The sequence below is a fragment of the Vibrio sp. OPT24 genome (genome assembly GCF_015163545.1).
GTDB classification, from domain to species: Bacteria; Pseudomonadota; Gammaproteobacteria; order Enterobacterales; family Vibrionaceae; genus Vibrio; species Vibrio cyclitrophicus.
In genome coordinates this window covers 64424-84793 of record NZ_JADDYI010000053.1, presented here as the reverse complement: position 1 = coordinate 84793, position 20370 = coordinate 64424, and the positions used below count along the sequence as shown (strand labels likewise).

The 20370-nt window shown below is 43.6% G+C and carries 17 protein-coding genes and 1 riboswitch; of the genes, 2 read left to right on the top strand and 15 right to left on the bottom strand.

Going from position 1 to position 20370, the window contains the following annotated elements; all coding sequences use genetic code 11:
- Positions 1 to 41: 41 nt before the first annotated feature.
- The 10 genes from yegS to IQO02_RS14140 all read right to left on the bottom strand — a co-directional run bounded on the left by yegS (position 42) and on the right by IQO02_RS14140 (position 12900).
- On the bottom strand, positions 42 to 950 hold the full coding sequence (yegS, locus tag IQO02_RS14185; protein ID WP_010429272.1) for a lipid kinase YegS: 909 nt from the start codon (positions 948 to 950) through the stop codon (positions 42 to 44).
- An 18-nt stretch (positions 951 to 968) separates the two neighbouring features.
- Positions 969 to 1874, bottom strand: a complete 906-nt coding sequence (locus IQO02_RS14180) for a LysR family transcriptional regulator (RefSeq protein WP_010429270.1) — start codon at positions 1872 to 1874, stop codon at positions 969 to 971.
- Positions 1875 to 1952: 78 nt separating this feature from the next.
- Positions 1953 to 3305: a BatD family protein gene (locus tag IQO02_RS14175; protein WP_010429269.1), complete on the bottom strand. Its 1353-nt coding sequence runs from the start codon at positions 3303 to 3305 to the stop codon at positions 1953 to 1955.
- The gene (locus tag IQO02_RS14170; protein ID WP_102277648.1) at positions 3302 to 5026 is read right to left on the bottom strand and encodes a VWA domain-containing protein; all 1725 of its coding nucleotides are present in this window, start codon (positions 5024 to 5026) and stop codon (positions 3302 to 3304) included. Before IQO02_RS14170 ends, IQO02_RS14175 begins: the two co-directional genes overlap by 4 nt.
- Positions 5019 to 6098: a vWA domain-containing protein gene (locus IQO02_RS14165; RefSeq protein WP_010429266.1), complete on the bottom strand. Its 1080-nt coding sequence runs from the start codon at positions 6096 to 6098 to the stop codon at positions 5019 to 5021. Before IQO02_RS14165 ends, IQO02_RS14170 begins: the two co-directional genes overlap by 8 nt.
- Positions 6091 to 6633, bottom strand: a complete 543-nt coding sequence (locus IQO02_RS14160; protein WP_010429265.1) for a DUF4381 domain-containing protein — start codon at positions 6631 to 6633, stop codon at positions 6091 to 6093. Before IQO02_RS14160 ends, IQO02_RS14165 begins: the two co-directional genes overlap by 8 nt.
- Positions 6634 to 7596: a DUF58 domain-containing protein gene (locus tag IQO02_RS14155; protein ID WP_016766798.1), complete on the bottom strand. Its 963-nt coding sequence runs from the start codon at positions 7594 to 7596 to the stop codon at positions 6634 to 6636.
- A gap of 12 nt (positions 7597 to 7608) precedes the next feature.
- Positions 7609 to 8592 (bottom strand): AAA family ATPase, encoded by a 984-nt coding sequence (locus tag IQO02_RS14150; protein ID WP_010429261.1) that lies wholly within the window; start codon positions 8590 to 8592, stop codon positions 7609 to 7611.
- Between the two features lie 166 nt (positions 8593 to 8758).
- Positions 8759 to 11155 (bottom strand): tetratricopeptide repeat protein, encoded by a 2397-nt coding sequence (locus IQO02_RS14145; RefSeq protein WP_016794980.1) that lies wholly within the window; start codon positions 11153 to 11155, stop codon positions 8759 to 8761.
- 197 nt (positions 11156 to 11352) lie between these two features.
- The gene (locus IQO02_RS14140; protein WP_016786452.1) at positions 11353 to 12900 is read right to left on the bottom strand and encodes an arylsulfatase; all 1548 of its coding nucleotides are present in this window, start codon (positions 12898 to 12900) and stop codon (positions 11353 to 11355) included.
- Between the two features lie 345 nt (positions 12901 to 13245).
- On the opposite strand from IQO02_RS14140, the gene IQO02_RS14135 reads away from it, so the two are divergent.
- Both IQO02_RS14135 and IQO02_RS14130 read left to right on the top strand, forming a co-directional pair.
- Complete coding sequence (locus IQO02_RS14135; protein WP_010429253.1) at positions 13246 to 14808, top strand: arylsulfatase; 1563 nt, start codon at positions 13246 to 13248, stop codon at positions 14806 to 14808.
- A 288-nt stretch (positions 14809 to 15096) separates the two neighbouring features.
- Positions 15097 to 15762, top strand: a complete 666-nt coding sequence (locus IQO02_RS14130) for a DUF2057 family protein (RefSeq protein ID WP_016766795.1) — start codon at positions 15097 to 15099, stop codon at positions 15760 to 15762.
- Between the two features lie 116 nt (positions 15763 to 15878).
- On the opposite strand, the gene IQO02_RS22220 is transcribed toward IQO02_RS14130, so the two are convergent.
- From IQO02_RS22220 to IQO02_RS14110, 5 genes are all read right to left on the bottom strand, one after another.
- The gene (locus IQO02_RS22220) at positions 15879 to 16022 is read right to left on the bottom strand and encodes a hypothetical protein (RefSeq protein ID WP_010429247.1); all 144 of its coding nucleotides are present in this window, start codon (positions 16020 to 16022) and stop codon (positions 15879 to 15881) included.
- 153 nt (positions 16023 to 16175) lie between these two features.
- Complete coding sequence (locus IQO02_RS14125) at positions 16176 to 16895, bottom strand: Crp/Fnr family transcriptional regulator (RefSeq protein ID WP_016796494.1); 720 nt, start codon at positions 16893 to 16895, stop codon at positions 16176 to 16178.
- 404 nt (positions 16896 to 17299) lie between these two features.
- Positions 17300 to 18298: an adenosine deaminase gene (locus IQO02_RS14120; protein ID WP_010429242.1), complete on the bottom strand. Its 999-nt coding sequence runs from the start codon at positions 18296 to 18298 to the stop codon at positions 17300 to 17302.
- A gap of 88 nt (positions 18299 to 18386) precedes the next feature.
- A riboswitch (purine riboswitch) is annotated at positions 18387 to 18486 on the bottom strand.
- Between the two features lie 83 nt (positions 18487 to 18569).
- The gene (locus IQO02_RS14115; protein WP_016796493.1) at positions 18570 to 19064 is read right to left on the bottom strand and encodes a GNAT family N-acetyltransferase; all 495 of its coding nucleotides are present in this window, start codon (positions 19062 to 19064) and stop codon (positions 18570 to 18572) included.
- Between the two features lie 162 nt (positions 19065 to 19226).
- Entirely contained in the window at positions 19227 to 20210 is a 984-nt protein-coding gene (locus tag IQO02_RS14110) for a DUF2860 family protein (protein ID WP_050612845.1), read from the bottom strand.
- Positions 20211 to 20370: the final 160 nt, after the last annotated feature.

Here is a 20370-nt window from a genome sequence, read left to right as displayed (position 1 = left end):
TTATCGACTACATCAATACCTTAACTAAACTTACATGCTGTTCAAGCTCGGTTCTTGCTCAAACAAAGGCTGTTTTCAGGCAACACCAAACTGATGCTTGATGGGACAACCTCAAATCGAATCTGATTTGAACGATACGGTTCTCCGTCTAAATTAATCGGTAAAGTTTGAGGAAAGTCGATATCAAGCCAACGAGCTTGCGTATGCACGACATATTTCCCGTCTTCAGCTGGGCTCTTTAATTCTTCAATCACTTGCGGTAATTCTGTCGCGACGAACGACTTTACTAACGTCAAATCCATCAAACCATCGTCAATAAGCGCATTCGGTGCTAACTCTTGTCCACCACCTGCTAAGCGTCCATTACAAAAAGCGCCAACCAGAATTTCACCGGTAAAGGTACCTTTATCTATGGTCAAAGTACCGCTGTAAGGTTTAAAACCAAGCGCTTTAACTACACCTGTCAACGTATATGCCCCACCACCGAGAAAATCTTTTAATTCAATAGGGGTTTCTGCCGTCACCTCAGCGCCAAAGCCTGCCGCAGCCACGTTCATAAAGTAACGGTCGTTCGCCCTCACGCTATCGACCGCGTAAGCTGAACCTTTTATTGCCAAATCGAATGCCGAAGGTATATCGCTTGGGATGCCGGTAGCGGTAGCAAAGTCGTTCGCAGTTCCCATTGGAATAATTGCAAGCTGTGGTCTTTCGCTAGCGCGGAATTGGTTGAGTGCATTGACTGCTTCGTTCACCGTTCCATCACCACCAGCGATAATCAACCGCTTCACACGATCGCATATGGCCTCGCTCACTAAACGAAACATATCCGCGGATTCCCAAGTAACTCTGACTTGTAGGTCGATATCCCTGTCTCTTACTGCAAGAATGGCTTGCCTCAATTCAGGGATGTTGGCCTTCTTTCCATTTAAAATAGCGCGGATACTTTCCATGGTTATGTCCTTTATAAGCTAACTAGAGATATCTTTTGCTGCGGCTTTGAGCTTAGATCGCAACCACTTGTGGCTTGGCTCGTTAGTACGACTTGGGTGCCAAATCATACACATATCAAGGTTTTCTAAGTCGAATGGTAAAGGCAGTGTTTTCACATCGTACTTCTCGGAAAAACAACGAACTGAAGATAGAGGAAGCACACCAATATAGTCAGAGCCTTCAATAACAGGAAGCATCTCAACCACGCCAGCAGCTCGATACACAATCCTGCGCTTTTCCAAATCGCTAAAGTGTTCAGAACTCAATAGGCTTTTTCGAGCGTGCCATTTAGAAACAACTACATGATCAAGCGCTAGAAACTGCTCCATATCAATAGTATCGCCAATCTCTGGGTGGCCAGAGCGGCATACGACGACAAGCTCCTCAGTAGAAATAACTTCATGCTTAAGCATGGTTCTACCCCTTGGCGTCATATCTATGATCACATCGTGTCTTTGTAACCTAAGATCGGATTCGTAATCTTCCGTAAACAAAGGATGAACTTCCAATGCAATACCAGGTGCGATTTGGCTGATCAACTGCATAACTCTTGGCATCAATTCGTAGCTTGCGGGTGATACACAAGCAATGGAAAACACGCGACCTGATGTTTTAGGATCAAAATCTCTCGAGGCCGATAGCGTAGAAGTGAAGTTTTTTAATGCAGCGGCCATTGCTGGATAAATATCGATCGCAAATGTCGTCGGCTCAACGCCTGAAGTGGTTCTGTGAAACAGTGGCTCATCATAAATATCACGAAGCCTAGCGAGCGCTTTACTCACTGCAGGTTGGCTGATGTTCATACGATTCGCAGCCCTAGACAAGTTCTGCTCTTCATAGATCGCGACAAATATAGGAATTAAATTGAGTTCAGTACTTTTCATACAGTTCCATATTAAAGAAGCAGGTTCTCCATAGTAGAGAACCTGCCGATTATGTTCGATGCGAATGACTAAAGTTTGCTACTTAGTTCTATCTTTTAAGTCAGGCAAGGCTTTAGGGATTTTCAAGCGGTCGAAAATTGAACGAGAATTGCTTGAGTTTGATGTGTCACCGGGAAAATTACGTATGCCTTTCCACAAACGAGTAAATACGCTTTTATCTTCACGCCCTTGTTGGAGGGATTCACTATCTTCTAGCCAACGTTTCTCTGTGCTCACTTTACCCAATTCTAACTGAGTGGTTTCAATGCGCAATTGACGATAGATAAAGGTTCTTAATGCAGCCCCATTACCTTGCTTAAGTAAACGACGTAATACCAACCAACTTGGTGTTGGACGGTCGCGATAATAACGCTTAAGGGTGAAGACAGAACCAATAAGAACAACCAAACCAGCAACCGCAAAAACAACAACGTTTATGTAGGCCTTTAAGAACGACTTTAGCGTGTGGCGCGCTTTAAAAACCTGACCTTCAATAACAGCACTTTCAAGACGCTGATTTTTGCTGTCCCACCACTGGAATGAAAATTCAGGCAAGGTAAACTCACCACCTTGTTGAATCACATAGACCGTTTCTTCAATTCGACTTGAACGGTAATCACCACGTTCTTGTGTATCATCTAAACGATTGGGTTGTGGGTAAGCTTGATACTGCAGCGTCGCTTCATTAGTCAATACATTCGGCAGCAAAACAGACAAGCTATCTTTCGCCTTTATTGTCACGGTACGAGTAATGGCATCACCCACTTTCAACTCTTCGCTTGAACGTTGCCATTTCTGATCAATATCCACATCTGTCGCAGAAAACCAAGGCGATTGTTCGCTTAGTAAACCAGAAGGTAGTGAGGCTTCGAACTTAATTGGCTGCGTGTATAGCGTGCCACCAACGTTTGATCCGTCAGGAGCGGAAACTTGAACACGAACAGGCAACCTAGGAATGACAAACTCACCCGATGTCATTGGATAGAGCGTCACTTCCCAGCGTTGACGTGACCATGTAGTACCATCCACTCGTTCCGTGTAATTCGTCGCAAGTTGGTTACGCTGCTTAGCAATCACATTAGGAATTTCTACGCCGCCAATTCGAGTTCCGCCCGTTAACCAGCGAGGTGTCGCAACCTCTATGTTCAAAATCACTTGCTCATTAACGCTCACTTTGGTCGGCGTTATTTTATCGCCAGGCTTCGGTTTCTCGCCTATCCAAGCGATCAATTCAACATCACCACTCTTTTGTAGATCGAAGATATCGGCAGCCGGAGCAACAGCGGAAAAAATGCAGCTCAACATAAGAGTAATAGGCAATAACCACTTACGGGTTCTGAATCGCACTCTCTTTGATTGAATGGCTTCAAGAGCTAAGTCATATCTACTCATTGGGTTTGCTCCTGTTTTGATGCCTGTTCCTGTTTTGGCGTCTGTTCGTTCGAAGGGGCAGGTTCTCGTAGCTGAATTTGGAATTTCGATTTCAAGAAGAACTTAGGGTCCGCTTCTACTCGTTTTAACCACTTGTCGGCAAGCTCTTGGCTACCCAAAATTTCATTGGCATTAAGCGTTTCCTTGAGCATCAATTCCGCTACAGTTTCTTCTTCAGCGCCATCACCCGTTCGCGGCTGATCATCATCTAACTCTAACGACTCCTCTGGACCATCTGTCGTTCCAGATTGACTTTCGCTGGTGCGATTGACTTCTTCGACAATACCGCCGATTACCGCTAAGTTATGCTCAACGTCAGGCCTTAATTCTGGTGAAAGGTCAGGCTTTTCACTCAGAGATTTGAGGAGATCTCGCGCGGCAAGATACTCACGTTGGCGAGCCAAAGCACTTGCGGCATTATACAAACCATAATCGGTTTTCATTTGTAAGAACGCGCTGTGCGCCAATTTAAAATCGCGAGCATAGTAATAAGCCGCGCCCTTTCGCATTGGGTCAGTAAAATGTTTGGCAGCTTGAAGATATTCGTTCTGGTTCAACAGGCGTTGACCTTGTTGGTCAGGCGTTAGCCATAAGTCCCACCACCATTGAGCGGTCTTATCCCAAGCCGTAACCGACTCCACCACAATTGGTTTCTCTGCGGTTAGGTTGACGGTTTTCGCCAAAGTACTTGGTGAATACACGCTGCTTGTAATCAAAACGCCAACCACACACCATTGAACCAGCCACCCTTTTCTAAACCACAACAACATAATGAAAGCCATTGGAATAAGCAGTCCATAGCCCATGTCTTTCCAAGGCATTGAAGATTCGCCGTTGAGCTGCATGTTTCTTTCAACCGCTCTGTTCAGTTGTTGGATATCGGAATTATCAACGCTCACTTCGATCAGTCGTCCACCCGTCTTACTCGCTAAGTTACGCAGTGAATCTAGGTCGACTGGGTTATCACTCACCACATTACTGTTTCCTGCGGCTAGAATGAGCAACTGATAAGGGTTGTCGTTAAAGAAACTCTCGTACGCCCTAATGGTGCTTGGGTTGACACCGTCTGATACCAACAACACTGACGAGCCTAGCTCACCAGACAATTGCTGATTGATAAGTGGCAGCGCTTCTTCTGCTGACTTACCTGATACCGGCATGATATCGGGTGTAATAGCCGCCAAAAACGGTTCAAACACTTTGCTGTCTTGAGTGACTGGCATCGCGACGTGCGCACTGCCAGCATAAACAACCAAACCTGTGTTACCACCTTTGCGAGCTGCAAGTAAGTCTCTAATTTTCTGTTTAGAGCGTTCCAAGCGACTCGGTGGTAAATCCTTAGCCAGCATGGAGTCACTGTTATCGAGCACCACTAACATTGACGCTTTGTCTTCACCAAAAGGCGAAGCTTCACGTTGCCATGTTGGGCCTGAACAAATAATGATGGCGATCGTCACAATCACCATCAATAATTTCAATGGTAATTGTTTGCGCCAGCCGGTTTCTCCAATGGTCAGCGCATCACGTAAGTGTACTGGAAGAATGTCTTTCCACGTTGGCTTAGTTTCTTCTCTCCAACGAATCCATAATAGGAAGAACATCGGAATGAAGGCCAATAACCACAATGGTCGAATAAAATGAAATTGGGTAAAAAACTGCTGTAGCATGAGAGAATCAGGCATCATCCTCTCCTTTCAAAGTTCCAGTTGAAGAAGCCAAAGGTGATCTTCGACGTATCGTCGCAACGCTGAAAGCCGTCAAATACATGACAACAACCATCGCCATCAAATAATGATGCAAACCTTGCTTAGGGCGATAAGTGGTACTTTCATATAGCTGAGGCTCTAGTTCACCAATCTGAGCGTACGCTTTGGTCAGTTCGTCGCGATTAAGCGCTTCAAAGGCTTCACCGCCAGACTCTTGAGCCACGCGCTTGATGGTTTCCATATCTAAAGCGACTTCACCAACGGTTTGCGGATCTCCCATGGCGATAACATGAATACGAACGCCTTTCGCCTTGGCCACTTTTGCGGCATCAATCGGCTCAACAAAACTTCCCGTATCATTACCATCGGTTAGCACGATCACGACCTTTTCTTTTTCGTTGGCATCAACACTTGAATCTTGAACTTCTGCACTTTGCTTTTCGCTTTGTTCAAACACCTTAATTGCCAAGCCAATTGCATCGCCTAAGTGAGTACTTTGCCCTGCCATTGCAACATCGGTTTGATTAAGTAGTTCAAGCCATACTTCTTGGTCAGCCGTAAAAGGTGTTTGTACAAACGCAGCATCACCAAACAAGATCAAGCCGAGCCGGTCACCTTTTCGGGTTTTCGCAAAATCAGCCAGCACTTCTTTAGTCGCGTCCAAACGTGAGATTTTATCACCATGCTTAGAGGTAAAGTCTTGCTCTGCCATTGAACCAGATAAATCAACCACCACCATCACGTCACGGCCTAGTTGCTCGCGAACTTGCGGCTCGCCTAAGACGGTTGGTTTGGCTAACGCGCAGACCACCAATACCCAAGTAATAATGAGCGTTGTTCGTTGCCACCAACTGGGTGTTAACTGGCTTGCCCCTTCAGATGGTGCTTCACCAATAGCCTCGACCAACTCTCGAAAAAATGGCACTTTGATAGCCATCTGTTTAGTTCGATAAGCTGGCACTGCAAAATAGACGAACAAAGGTAAAGGTAATGCAATAAACCATAATGGATGAACGAATTCAAAACTAGCGGATAAAGAATCAAACATTACCTTGTCCCCCAGTCGTCGTTTGTATCTCCGGCTTATGAAGTTTTAACCAAGTCATTGCGGTTTGAATGACCTCTAAACGCTGTTCAAAGCTCAAACGCACCTTAGGGTCTACTAGGCTTTGCATCCATAACTCCGAGACTTCATCAGAAAAAAGTGCACTGCTGCTTGTATTGGTGTTAGCGTCAACTGGCAGATAAGCATTCAAGCGACTCACGTAGGCTTGACCAAACAATTTTGCATTACTGCTGTCTAGGTAACGAAGCACCACTTTGAGCACTTTAAATGTGCGCTCGGTAGAGCTTTTGTCACGAGCATCTAACAACATCAATTCTTTGATTGCCTCTTTACGGTAACGATTCTTCCACCACCTCAATACCAAACGGTATGTCAGATAAAGAGTGGCCAATAACAAGATCACACCTAAGATCTTCCAACCAATCGTTTGAGGAGCCCAGCTCACACTGTCAGGAATCGCTACATCGTGCAGGTCTCGTAAGATATAAGTGCTAGGAACTGTATGTTCAACAGACATTTAGCGTCCCCCCACCAGCTTTTGAAGCTGAGATATGTGAGTACCAGATGTATCTAGTTCTATATAAGGGAGGTTTTTCATCGCCATTAATTTGGCCAGTGATTGTTTTTGGAGTGCTGCTTTTTGGGACAGGCTTTCACTCGCAAGGTTAACCTTTGATTGGCTATCAAGATTGAGTTGAAAACGACCATCACCTACGACCCAGTTAGCATTCGCAAGATCTTGAGGCAAAGATTGTTCCAATGGATCGGTCACCATAATGGCTAAGATATCGTTGTGTTGTTGCATTTGCTTAAGTCGATCAAGATGTTGCTCTTGGCAATCTCGCCAATCACTAATAAATATTAAGGTCGACTGCTTTAATCTCATTCGTTTTATCAGTTCAATCCACTGACTAAACCCAACACCATCGCTGTCGCTGACATTCACTCCTAAGCTTTGATTTGCTTTTGATAAATGCTTGAGTTGCGCCAGTAAATCAGACTGTGAGCGCTGTGCTTTGGTGTGAAATAGCTTTTGGTGTGAGGCTAAAACAAAACCGACACGGTCACCATCTTTAAGCACTCGCCACCCGCATAACGCAGCCACTTCGGCAGCAACAACGGATTTCATGGTGTCTTGAGAGGCAAAGAACATCGAACTGCGCTGATCGACGCAGATCATCACATTGCGGTCCTTTTCTTCGGTGTAACTACGAACATGGGGTTTACCTGTTCGCATCGTGACTTTCCAATCCAGGTTACGAATATCATCACCGAATTGGTAGTGTCGCAGCTCCTCGAAGTTCAGACCACGGCCACGGAACAGAGAATTATGTCTCCCCGACAGTACACTGCCCGCCTTAAGATGAGGCAACAGAGAAAACGACTCAGCTTGAGCCTGAATTCGCACTAGCCTTGAATAGTCACAGTACAATCGTGGATCAAGGCCTTGAGGTTTGGGAGCTTGTGTTGGCTTCGCCATGACGCCCCCTAGTTATCCGATCTCAACATTATCAAGCAGTTCTTCAACTACTCGTTGATGGTTCACACCGTCAGCCAATGCGTCATAAGACAATGAGAATCTATGGCCTAATACGGTGGGGAGCATTGCACGCACATCGTCTAACGTGACATGGTCACGCCCTTGTAACCACGCATAAGCGCGAGCACATTTATCTAATGCGATTGAAGCACGTGGGCTTGAGCCAATTTCAATCCACTTTGATAAGTTGGATTCTGGGTAACGCTCAGGTTTTCGCGTTGCCATTACCAAAGCCACGATGTAGCTCTCAACTAAATCGGAAACTGCAATGTCTGGAAGTTGGCGACGAGCTTCAAGTACCAATTCAGGTTCAATATGCTGTGGTGTGACTAATTCTGAACTCGTCTCACTGCCTAACTCTTCGCTGCGAACAAGTCGGATGATGTCACGCTCCGCCTCGTCTTCTGGGTAGTCGACCGTCACCTTCATAATGAAACGGTCCATTTGCGCTTCTGGAAGCGGATACGTACCTTCTTGCTCAACTGGGTTTTGAGTCGCTAGAACCATGAATAAATCTGGCAGAATATGAGTTTGACCACCTATAGTAATCGTCCCCTCCGCCATCGCTTCAAGTAGAGCCGCTTGTACCTTAGCCGGCGCACGGTTCACTTCATCGGCTAAAACAATGCTATTGAATATAGGTCCCGGCTGGAAATGCAGTTGAGGTTTACCCTCTAGCTCTTGGTACACTTCCGTACCCGTTACGTCTGATGGCAGCAGATCAGGCGTAAACTGAATTCGACCAAAGCTTGTATTCAGTAAGTTCGCCAACGACTTCACTGAACGAGTTTTCGCGGTACCGGGAAGGCCCTCAAGAAGCACATGGCCATTGGTCAATAACCCGATCACTAGAGCACGTATGACGTGACTCTGACCGATGACACTTTTTTCTGTCTGTTCAATCAGTTGGTTTATTGCTTGTTGCGCATGGTTCATAGATCTTCCCTTAATTCAATCTGGCTGTGAACATCCTACTCACAAGCCCTATAACTATTAGTTATAAACGTGATAATTAGTTATAAGCACCATAATTTATGCGTGCCATAGACAAGTTTTTGCTAACCCTTTATTTCAGCTAAGCTTTCTACTGGCTCATCGCTATTTACTTACTAAGTGCTCTCAATTGGTTAATGGCTTCCGGTGGTGCCACCTTACTCAATGACGAAATACATTGTTCAAACGCTTTTACTACGCCTGGTTTCTGGTAATTTCGAGCCAAAATCTCACACTGTGCGTACAAATGTTGTGGGTTACGGCTAAATTGGTAAGCCTTATTCAATGACTTACTCGCAGCAAGTACATCAGACTTCTCTAAAGCCAAGCCGTACACATACCAATATTGTGGGTCGGTTTTTGCTGTTTCTGCCGCTTGTTTTAGGTAGTCGGTTGCTTTGTCGTAATCTTTCACACGAAGCAAAGATAAGCCTGCGCTGTATGGCAACACACTCGATTTTGGTTGCGCTTGAATACCTTGTTTCAATATCGCTAATGCCTTTGGTTCGTCACCAAGTGCACGATACAAGTCGGCCAAGTTGGCGTAGCTGTTTTCGAAGTAAGGTTCAATTTCGATAGCGCCTTGATAGAGCTCCATCGCTTTTTGATACTGCCCTAGATCTCGATAAACGTTACCTAAATTAGTACGACCAAAACCTCTGTCAGCATTGAAGCGTTGTATCTCGATGTACTCTTCTAATGCTGGCTTGATTTGATCTTTCTGCAGAGGATTCATTTCTCCCCAGTAACGCACTAATGCACCTGCGGTTTCTGAACGAATCGACAATACAGGGTCTTTCAATAGCGGCTCTAGAATCTGCCAACGGTCAGTAAATGGAAAACCAGATGAGCCTTGAACAACACCCAATCGAATCATTTCATCGTCATGTTTCACCGCTCTTGCCAATGAGATAAGTGTATTTTTGCCCGTGTTACCACCCAAACGCTCTAGGCTCGATGCTCTAATAATATTGCTTAAGCTGGAATCCTGAGCCGAATACGCCAAGGCATCTTCAGCCCCACTATGTCCAATTGAGTCAGCATAAAAGGCAACAGCAAAATGCTGCTGATTACGATACTTAGAATCTGGGAACCACTCACCAATTTGCTTATCGGCCCACTGGTCAGTTTGATCTTCATGACAACTGGTACACACGTTTGGTGTTTTAATGTGTTGGCTAATATCAGGACGCGGGATATGCCAACTGTGGTCACGCCTTGGATCGACCTCCATGTAAGTCGTCTCTGGCATGTGACAAGTCGTACATTGTGAAGCTTCGGTATTGGCTTCGTGGAATGTGTGCTTTTCAGGCGCGTATTCAGATGCAATGTGACATTGACCACATACGGCTTCTTCGGCAATTTTCAGTTCTGCAGTATGGGGATCGTGGCAGTTAGTACAAGTGACGCCTTTCTCTGCCATCACTGATTGTAAAAAAGATCCGTAAACGTAATCTTCATCGTAGATTTGACCATCGTTATGGTAAAGCTCAGGGGTAATCAAGCTCAGACGATACTTATCAAAAAATGAACCGTTAACATGGTCGCCTGTTTCATTCAACTGAGTGCGTCGGCTGTGGCACTGAGCACAGGTTTGAACTTGATTGGTATGGATGATGTCTTTTGGTTGCAGGGTTGAGTTGCCCTCTTGATAGATCCACTCTTTCACCGACCTCGACAAATCACGATCAAAACCATAATGCGCCGAAATCTGGGCATCTTTTCCACCTTTGGCTGTGGCTTGCTTGTTATTTGTTCGCTGAGCTTGTTCAACATGCTCACTCGCTGGCCCATGACACGCTTCACAACCGACATTAATCTCAGACCAAGTGGTGTTGTAAGTATTACTTGCGCTGTCGTAGTTCTTTTCTAGGTTTGTTGAATGGCAGTCAGCACACATGAAGTTCCAGTTCTGACCACTATTGGTCCAGTAGAATTCATCAGTGTTGGTGGTATCTGGGTAGAGGTGAAACCAACGCTGACCGCCTTGTGCCTTTTCTCTTGAGTCCCAAGCAAAAGGAATCAATTGCACGCGACCATCCTCAAATTCAACCATGTACTGTTGTAGAGGTTCAAAGGCAAAGGTATAGCTGATTTTGTAATCTTTGAATTGGCCGTCTAGCCCTTCGATATTTACCCAGAACTCACCACCTTTGCGAAAAAAGCGATTGGGTTTCCCTTTGTGGGTAACGGTTTGATTATTGAAGTCGCCCAATACCGACTCGTCAGTAGCGTGCTTCATTGCCATATCATGATGAGAACCTTGCCATGCTTCCACTTCTGCGCTGTGGCAATCAACACAAGCATCAGAGCCTATATATGTAGCCTGAGAACTGAAAGGCGCTGCTTCTGAACCTGTAGCTGCTGAGCCAACTGACGAAATTAGCTCACTGGCATAGACATTAAGACTGACTATCAACAACATAAATAACGACAACATTCCGGATAATACTGCAACTCTCTGGTGTTTCAATCCGTTCACTAGTGAGCACAACCATGCAGACATAACATTCCTTGTTTTTATACATCCTTATGCTTAATAAGATAGACGTAAAAACACCTAAAATACAATTAATTAGTGTCTCGGGTATCGAATACTTATGATTTGTATTTACATCGGTTAAGTGCCTATAAAAAAAGAGCTCCGGAGAGCTCTTTCAATCATAAATTTTCGCTTGTGAATATTTACTTTTGTAATAAGAGTTACTTGTTATGGTTCTCTTGCAGTTTCTCCATTACCTGATCCAAGCTAAAGCTTGCCGCTTTTTGGCGTGGTGGGTACTCGGCAAACGTTTCTAAGAACTCACCAACATACGCTTGTGCAGGAACGAACATATATGCATGGTCTAACAACCAGTCATAATAGGTATTCGATGTGATATCTGCATTTTCATATGGGTCCATGCGTAGGTTAAATAACTTAGGTAAACGTAACGTCACAAACGGTTCTGACCAAATCTGCATAGTGCCCGTTGCACGCTGCTCCATGAACACCGCTTTCCATTGGTTATAACGAAGCGCGGCCAAATCACCATCATCAGTAAAGTAGAAAACTTCAGAACGGCGACCTTTTTCTTCTTCACCTGTTAGGTAAGGAAGGAAGTTGTAACCATCTAAATGAACCTTAAATGTTTTATCACCCGCAGTGTGACCTTTCAGAAGTTTCTCTTTGATTTGATCATCGCCGGCAGCTGCAACAAAGGTCGGCATCCAGTCCATGTGATGCATAATTTCATTAGAAACCGTACCTGGTTCAATCTTACCTGGCCAACGAACCATTGCAGGTACACGATATGCACCTTCCCAGTTGGTGTTTTTCTCACCACGGAACGGTGTTGTACCCGCATCAGGCCAAGAGTTCATGTGTGGGCCGTTATCCGTTGAATAAAAAACAATGGTGTTGTCTTTGATACCCAGATCATCCACTTGTTTCAATAACTGACCTACATGTCTATCGTGCTCTACCATGCCGTCAGCATAGTTACCTACCCCTGTCACACCTTTGCTATCAGCTTTGACGTGTGTTCTAAAGTGCATACGCGTTGCATTCCACCAAACGAAGAATGGTTTATCGGCTTTCACCGCACGGTCCATAAAATCAAGCGCTGCATCGAGCGTTTCTTCATCGACAGTCTCCATACGCTTACGCGTTAGTGGGCCGGTGTCTTCAATCTTACCGTCAGCGAAAGATTTGATTACACCACGAGGGCCAAACTTCTTACGAAATTCTGGATCGGTTGGGTAATCTTCATTTTCTGGCTCTTCTTCAGCATTTAGGTGATAAAGGTTACCAAAAAATTCATCAAAACCGTGTGCTGTTGGAAGGAATTCATCTTTATCGCCAAGGTGGTTTTTACCAAATTGACCCGTCATGTAACCCATAGGTTTCAACATTTCTGCGATTGTCGCGTCTTCTGCTTGAAGGCCAATGTCTGCACCTGGTAAGCCTACTTTACTCAAACCTGTTCTTAATACACTTTGACCAGTAATGAACGTAGAGCGACCAGCTGTACAAGATTGCTCGGCATAGTAATCTGTGAACATCATGCCTTCTTTAGCGATACTATCGATATTCGGAGTTTTGTAACCCATTAAACCAAAGGTATATGCGCTGACATTAGATTGCCCAATATCGTCCCCCCAAATCACGAGAATATTCGGTTTTTCTGCTGCGAATGTGGTGGTGGAAGCCGCCATCATCGCCGTACCCAAAATCGCTAAACGACGTTTAACGCCATATTTCGCTGTCATAGAAACCTCTTCGTTAGTTATTTGCATCCTGCCTTACAACATATAGTCCATTTTTTTAACTCTCGCGACCTTGGTTAAACTATTAATATTTTTATCATTTTCATAACGAACAGTATGCGTAAACACGCGATAAAATGACGTAGAAAAACATGACGAAGATCACGCATAATATTCGAAGATAAATCGAGGTAAGCATATAAAACCAAATTGAATCATAAAGTTAGATCTGCTTCATAACAATTGGTTATAACCACTATAAAAAGACACCATCAGTTTTTGAGATTAATGTTTGCCCAACGATGTGTTGCTCTAACGCATTAATCTTAAAAGTGAATCGGAGTCCTTATGGGTACTAAAATTAATAAACTGGCATTAGGTGTTGGCTTATTAGCAGCTTCTTCAGCAGCAACCGCAGCAGAAAAGCCTAACATTCTTGCTATCTGGGGAGATGACATTGGTGTGTTCAACATCAGTGCATACAACAACGGAATGATGGGGTACGAAACCCCTAACATTGACCGTATTGCTAACGAAGGCGCACTATTTACTGACCACTACGGTCAACAATCGTGTACTGCTGGTCGTGCTGCATTCCTAACAGGCCAAGAACCTTTCCGTACTGGTCTATTGACTATCGGTATGCCAGGTTCAGACCACGGTATCCCAGATTGGGCTCCAACGATCGCAGACCTCCTCAAAGAACAAGGCTACATGACAGCTCAGTTCGGCAAAAACCACATGGGTGACCAAGACAAACACCTTCCAACGAACCACGGTTTTGACCAGTTCTTCGGTAACCTGTACCACCTGAATGCGGAAGAAGAGCCAGAGACATACTACTACCCTAAAGACCCTGAGTTCCGTAAAAACTTTGGCCCTCGTGGTGTAATCAAATCTACTGCCGATGGTAAAATTGAAGATACTGGTCCTATGACGCGTAAGCGTATGGAGCATGCGGATGAAGAGTTCCTAGAGGAATCTCTAGCGTTCATGGAAAAGGCAGTGAAAGCTGACAAACCATTTTTCATCTGGCACAACACAACACGTATGCACGTGTGGACTCGTCTACAAGAAAAATACCAAGGCGCATCGGGTATCAGCATTTACGCTGATGGCATGTTAGAGCACGATGACCAAGTGGGCGTGCTACTAGATAAGCTTGATGAATTGAAGATCGCAGACAATACGATCGTAATCTACTCAACAGATAACGGTGCAGAAACTGTATCTTGGCCTGATGGTGGTGCGACTTACTTCCACGGTGAGAAAGGTACAACTTACGAAGGTGGTATGCGTGTTCCTCAGCTCGTTCGCTGGCCTGGTACAATCAAACCGGGATCTAAGATCAACGACATCATGGGTCACCAAGACTGGATTCCTACTCTACTAGCAGCAGCTGGTGATGATAAAGTGGTTGAAAAGCTAGCGTCTGACAAAGGTGCAACTTACAACGGTAAGAACTGGCGTGTACACCTAGATGGGTACAACTTCCTACCTTACTTCCAAGGTAAAGAAGAGAAAGGCCCTCGCGACAGCATGCTTTACTTCTCTGCTAACGCTGAGCTAAACGCTGTACGTTGGAATGACTTCAAGATTTCATTTGCGGTACTAGAAGGTAACATTGTTGATGCAGTACGTTTCCAAACGAACTGGCCTCAAGTTGTTCACCTACGTGCAGACCCATTCGAGAAAGCACCACACGAATCTGGCATGTACTTACGCTGGATGGCAGACAACATGTGGCTATTCGTACCAGTAGGCGGCAAAGTACAAGAGTTCATGAACACGCTACCTGACTACCCAATGCAACAAAGCCAAGTATTGAACCCTGGTAACTTCAACCAGAACGTTTACATGCTTCAGGGTAAGCTTCAACAACTAGAAGCGGCTGCATCGCAAGCTAAGTAACCAATTAGCTAACGCTACGAAAGTAAACAAAGCCGTGATAAATCACATTTATTACGGCTTTCTTGTTTCAAAAATAAAGCATATATCTGCCATAATATGACGAATGACTTTATCGAGATTCAGCGTGTTTGTTGGATGATAATTACCCACATTGGTCTTTAGTTATCTCGATATATGACCGTTGCGTTAAGATTTCGCAAATTTTTTTAAAACACTATGACATGACTTGAAATACATACATTTGCATGCGATTGTAATTCATCTAACCATAACAACAACTGTATGATTATGAAGACAATCCAAAGTATAGCCCTACTTTCAGCTATCGTTGCTGCACCCGCAGCATTGGCTGATGTAACCATTAAAATCCCTTCTAGCGCAGATGCCTTAGTTGACGTCGTAGCAGTTAACGAGGCTAAGCCTGACCTTGAGGGTGGTTTTTTCTCTTCAAGCAAAACAATAACCGTTCCAGACGGTGTAAACCAAATCGTTTTCCAATATCAGCTTGCTTTTAGTCAAGGTAACGATCGTGAGTTTGTCGATAGCGACGTCATAATTGCAACTTTTGATGCAGCAGACACTACATTGACGTTTGAAATGCCTAAATTCCGTAATGTATCGGAAGCGAAAAAAGGCTTTAATAACCTTGATTGGAAACTGATTGATGAGAACCAAAATGTAATCAGTGTTAATCAAGATAAGCTAATCAAAGATGGAATGCAGATTGGTCGTAAATATCCTCAAGAAGCGAAAGAATACAACCAGAAAGGCGGTATTGCTGCATTAACTATGGGTACATCAGCAGTTGCAACAGCAGCGGTTGTACAACCTGTCACTCTACCAGCAAAGATTGATGCGAACGCGGCGAATACTGCGGAAGAAATGCTGTATTTCTGGTACGAGAAAGCCGATGCTGAAACCAAGCAGAAATTCAAAGATTACGTGAACAAATAGATTTGTTCTGCTCACTTTAAAGCAAGAAGCTGACATCAAGTCAGCTTCTTTTCTATCTCTAGGATTATTTCATAAGAAAGGGAAAGGTTATTCCGAATTCATAGGTTAAGCCTCATCTATTGCGATTTCCCATCCACCTTAGCTGGCCAACCCAAACCTTTATACTCAGCAGCCAACAAATAGGCACAACGACTCGAAATCGTTGTTCTAATCCAGTCACCGACCCCATACACTTTGTATTCCAAAACAGCCATTTTCATAACAGTACTACTCACTCAATTTTAAATTTATAAATCTTGAGTTAACGTTACCGATTTCCGTGATTCATGTATGTTCCTAAAGGAACAAAAGTTGAGGATTTAGCCACAAATAGCCGCCTATTTGAGTCTTTTCTCGAGAAATAAGTATTTTAATTATAATGCGTTCATCGTCGATATAGGGTCGCGGATCATTAAATTCATTGGTGAAATACGTTCGTACAAACCTTCAAAATCTGAGATGGACACCTTACCTCTTTGTATCGTCACTAGACCTTGTTGTTCGATACTTTTTAACACCTCATTTAACCTCGGCCTTGATATACCAGTAATGGTACTCAATTGGGTTTGCGAAATATTGATACTCACCTTTGCCCCTGTAACATTTGTCTGGCGAGCAGCGAGCTCTAAAAGGACATAAATCGTTTTTTGCTCTTTTTCATGGATGGAAGATAAGAAAGCCTGCATCCAGATAGATTGCGATTTAACTCCACAATGGAGTAGCCATTTGAAGACCATGCATTTCTTTTCAGCGAGCTCCAATACCTTGTCCGCGGGGAAAAATACCATGGTAATCGGCTCAACTTCTTCTGCGACAGCAAATAATTTGTAGTTCGCATGAATGGTCAAAGCGCCGATCCAATCGCCTTTACCTATCACACCACCCGACAAGCTTTTCATGTTTTCAGTTGAAAAGCAGATACCCGCTGAGCCTTTAAGAATATAAAAGACCCCCGGTAAATTTTGGAATTTTTTCGTAATCTCTAAGCTATGAACACCCGTTTTGAAGAGCGCAATCTCGAGCAAGCTGTGGATCAAATCTTGTGACAAATCACATGGCCACTGTATTTGTTCGCCTATTTTAGGGTCTAACAACGATTAACTCCTTGTCTAACAATATCTGCATGAGTGCAACGCATCTCACTGAACCTTTTCTAAATGTAGTCTAATACTACTAACACCCAACAATTATTTATCAAAAAAGTTATATTTTTTAGTACTTTAAGATAATAGCGTAGCTTACAAGCTGTAAGTGAACCATTTGTCTCGTTAAGAGGCGACTGAATTTCCAGTCATGGAGTCATAATGCTCAGACCATTGAACTTCTTTGATTAAACAGCCCATATGCTAGGTACTCGGTTTGACTAATCCTCCCCCCCTTTAAAGAACCAATTTGGTGGTTTCTGGAAACATCAAAGCCAGCCCAAATAAAACGACCAGTCATTGCCAGTCGTTGGGCAATTCAAATAGTGAAACGTTGGATACTAGCTAACATCATTCTAGGCAATATAGGCTAATACGACATCGCGATATTGCTGTTTCAACGACTCTTCAATAAAGCTCGCGTCAATTGCATTCAAGCTAAACTGGGCCAACTCTTTATGTGTAAGCGTATGAGCATTGTTTACTGCGTTAAAGTTATCCGACATATAACCACCAAAGTACGCAGGATCATCCGAATTAATCGTAACGGAAACGCCCTTTCTTAGTAGATCAACAATATTGTGGTCTTCCATTACATCAAACACTCGTAGTTTAATGTTAGACAATGGACACACGGTCAGCGGCATTTTAGTCTTAATCAATTCCGATATTAACGCTTCGTCTGTCATGCACTGCACGCCATGGTCTACTCGGCTAACACTGAGCATTTCAATAGCGTCGACAATGTTCTGTGCGGGGCCTTCTTCACCAGCATGAGCCACTGTTAGAAAGCCCGCTTGTTTGGCTTGTTCGAATACGCGTTTGAATTTCTCTGGCGGATGCCCGAGTTCTGAGGAGTCTAATCCAACCCCAATAATTTTGTCTTGGTGCTTGAGAATATCAGCAAACGTTTGAATAGCGCTCTCTTCAGATAAATGTCGTAAGAAACAAGCTATGATTTGAGAAGTAATCCCTAATTCTTTCTGACCACGTTTGAGCGCACGATAAATACCATTAATCACAGTATCAAAAGCAATTCCACGATCGGTATGAGTTTGAGGATCAAAGAAAATTTCAGTATGAATAACATTGTCAGCTATAGAGCGTTCTAGGTAAGCCCATGTTAAATCGTAGAAATCCTGTTCTGTGCGCAGTGCATCAGCACCTTGATAGTAAATATCGAGAAACGACTGCAAATCATCAAATTCGTATGCGAGTCTTAACTGCTCTGGAGATGAATAAGGCAAATCTATGCCATTACGTTGAGCGAGTTTAAACAGTAATTCAGGTTCGAGTGAACCTTCAATGTGTAAATGCAACTCTACTTTTGGAAGCCCTTGAATAAATGCGTTCATATTCCACCTACTATGGATTTTAGGTGTGCACTTACTCTGAGTAATAGACAGGATATTTTTGAACGCCATTACAAAGAGTAAGAACACAATTGTGATCTAAACCCTTCGTAATCAGCACTTTTCGGGAGCTGGTAGAGACCCCCAAACCATATCATTGGGGTTATACGAAGCAAACGATTGCTATTATACCAAATTAAGCTGCGATGAAAAGGTTTAACGAGTGACGAACCGAATGAAACCGCTTTGAACAAAACCAATCACCAGCTCACTATCAACGATAATCATGCCTAATTCTCGACATCAAAAGCATATCAACGTATTTCCCACCTTTGAATGTACTAAGCTTTTTGGTTCCTTCTAATTGAAAACCAACGCTTTCATATAAAGTAGTCGCACCGTGATTATCGGCATGAACTTCTAATTCAAGTCGAACGAGGTTAAGCCAATTATCGGCCTGATTGATCGCTTCTTGCATTAAGACCTTGCCGACCCCTTTGCCTTGCATATCCGGATTGACCGCTATCGCAAGGCCTGCACAATGTCTGTCTCTCACTTTGGTGGTCATGAATAAAGTGATGTGGCCCACGACTTTTCCGGACACTTCAGCAACCAAAGTAAAATGGTCAGAATGCCCAAACAATCTCTCAACTTGATCAGAACTAAGAAAAGGCTTCTGTGATGTATTCTCAGAGACTGAAGGTTGACGATAAATATCAAAAATATCTTGGTAATCTGTTAGTTCGAGGTGTCTAATTTGTATTTCCAAAGCGCTTCCTTGTTATCTGATCCTATATTCTCGCTGATTTTTATATTACGGATAGCGATAAGCACCTACAACCTTAAATATGATAAGTGCTAAAAATAACTGAACAAATAATAAAGTTAAATCTTAACGCTAGTTTGGCTGACTTTTGGTTAGGTATGACCGTTAAAATTTGTAGTCGATACCAACACTCGCTAACACTTGTTCAGAATTGTAAAAGTCGATGTTAGAGTCAATGGTTCTTAGGCCAAGTAACGTAATAAACGACCAACCATCATATCCCATAAAACCACTCAACTCGTAAGCTAAAAAAGCACCGTATTCATTCTCTTTACGCATTTTTCCATAAAGAGGGTTTACTTCATCGTACTGACGATCATGTGCGTCTAACGTGACGACGAAACCATGACGACCCATTCTTTTTGCGTAATTAAGTTCTACGCCGTAGCTATCAAAACTGATCGCGTCTCCTTTCGCATCTGAACTAAAGTAAACCATAGAAGGGACCAGTAACCCAACTTGGTCCGGCAATATAAAGCGGTATCCGGCCTTTGCGTACAAATAGGTTCTTTCCCTATCTAACAAGGCTGCGTCTTGGGCAGATAAGTTTTGAGTTCCCGACAGTTCATCGTCAACATCAGATTCACCAATTGCAAGATCCGCTTGAAAACCGGTGCCTCCAACGCTCGTCAATTGCAGTCGTCCCACATTACCTTTTACGTCCGTTTCGTTTCGATTAACGCCAACCGCGTACGGATCAGCCCAAGCTTTACCCGAGATAAACGTAGGGAGCACCGAGAAGTCGATAATGGTGCCACCAGAGAACTGATGTCGATAACCAATCTCAAACGCTATTGTACCTGTCGCAATATCCTCTCGAGTAGTTCCCGTATAAACTTGGTGGTTCAACGATTCCCCAAAGGTGTATTGAACCGTTCCGAGAAAGCCGAGAAGCCCCTGGTTTTCACTACTCCCTTCTTTCGTGTTGTTTGCTTGAATAGAATCTTGCTCGGTACTCAAGTTACTGCTATCTGAATAAGAACCAGCCAAAATACTAAAGTTTCCGCTGAAACCATCGCTTGGAGCAAGTCCACTATATGCAGGCATCGAAGCAAATGCCGTAAACACGACTGGTAAAAAAAACCTCATATTCACATCCGTTAATTGAATAATCACCAATTAACTATAAGTAACAAAATGGAATTATAACAATTATTTAGCCAGCGAAATTATGTGTTTGATGGCACAACCAAACTAAAGAAGCCACTTAAACGTGCAATAAGTTGATCTATCGCTTTTGAGCTCTCGT

Excerpts from the sequence above, each read along its gene's own strand:
- IQO02_RS14160 (WP_010429265.1), bottom strand. The coding sequence starts at position 6,633 with ATGTCTGTTGAACATACAGTTCCTAGCACTTATATCTTACGAGACCTG.
- IQO02_RS14110 (WP_050612845.1), bottom strand. The coding sequence starts at position 20,210 with ATGAGGTTTTTTTTACCAGTCGTGTTTACGGCATTTGCTTCGATGCCT.
- IQO02_RS14180 (WP_010429270.1), bottom strand. The coding sequence starts at position 1,874 with ATGAAAAGTACTGAACTCAATTTAATTCCTATATTTGTCGCGATCTAT.
- IQO02_RS14170 (WP_102277648.1), bottom strand. The coding sequence starts at position 5,026 with ATGCCTGATTCTCTCATGCTACAGCAGTTTTTTACCCAATTTCATTTT.
- IQO02_RS14175 (WP_010429269.1), bottom strand. The coding sequence starts at position 3,305 with ATGAGTAGATATGACTTAGCTCTTGAAGCCATTCAATCAAAGAGAGTG.
- IQO02_RS14135 (WP_010429253.1), top strand. The coding sequence starts at position 13,246 with ATGGGTACTAAAATTAATAAACTGGCATTAGGTGTTGGCTTATTAGCA.
- IQO02_RS14150 (WP_010429261.1), bottom strand. The coding sequence starts at position 8,592 with ATGAACCATGCGCAACAAGCAATAAACCAACTGATTGAACAGACAGAA.
- IQO02_RS14165 (WP_010429266.1), bottom strand. The coding sequence starts at position 6,098 with ATGTTTGATTCTTTATCCGCTAGTTTTGAATTCGTTCATCCATTATGG.
- IQO02_RS14155 (WP_016766798.1), bottom strand. The coding sequence starts at position 7,596 with ATGGCGAAGCCAACACAAGCTCCCAAACCTCAAGGCCTTGATCCACGA.
- IQO02_RS22220 (WP_010429247.1), bottom strand. The coding sequence starts at position 16,022 with ATGAAAATGGCTGTTTTGGAATACAAAGTGTATGGGGTCGGTGACTGG.
- IQO02_RS14145 (WP_016794980.1), bottom strand. The coding sequence starts at position 11,155 with ATGTCTGCATGGTTGTGCTCACTAGTGAACGGATTGAAACACCAGAGA.
- IQO02_RS14140 (WP_016786452.1), bottom strand. The coding sequence starts at position 12,900 with ATGACAGCGAAATATGGCGTTAAACGTCGTTTAGCGATTTTGGGTACG.
- IQO02_RS14120 (WP_010429242.1), bottom strand. The coding sequence starts at position 18,298 with ATGAACGCATTTATTCAAGGGCTTCCAAAAGTAGAGTTGCATTTACAC.
- yegS (WP_010429272.1), bottom strand. The coding sequence starts at position 950 with ATGGAAAGTATCCGCGCTATTTTAAATGGAAAGAAGGCCAACATCCCT.
- IQO02_RS14130 (WP_016766795.1), top strand. The coding sequence starts at position 15,097 with ATGAAGACAATCCAAAGTATAGCCCTACTTTCAGCTATCGTTGCTGCA.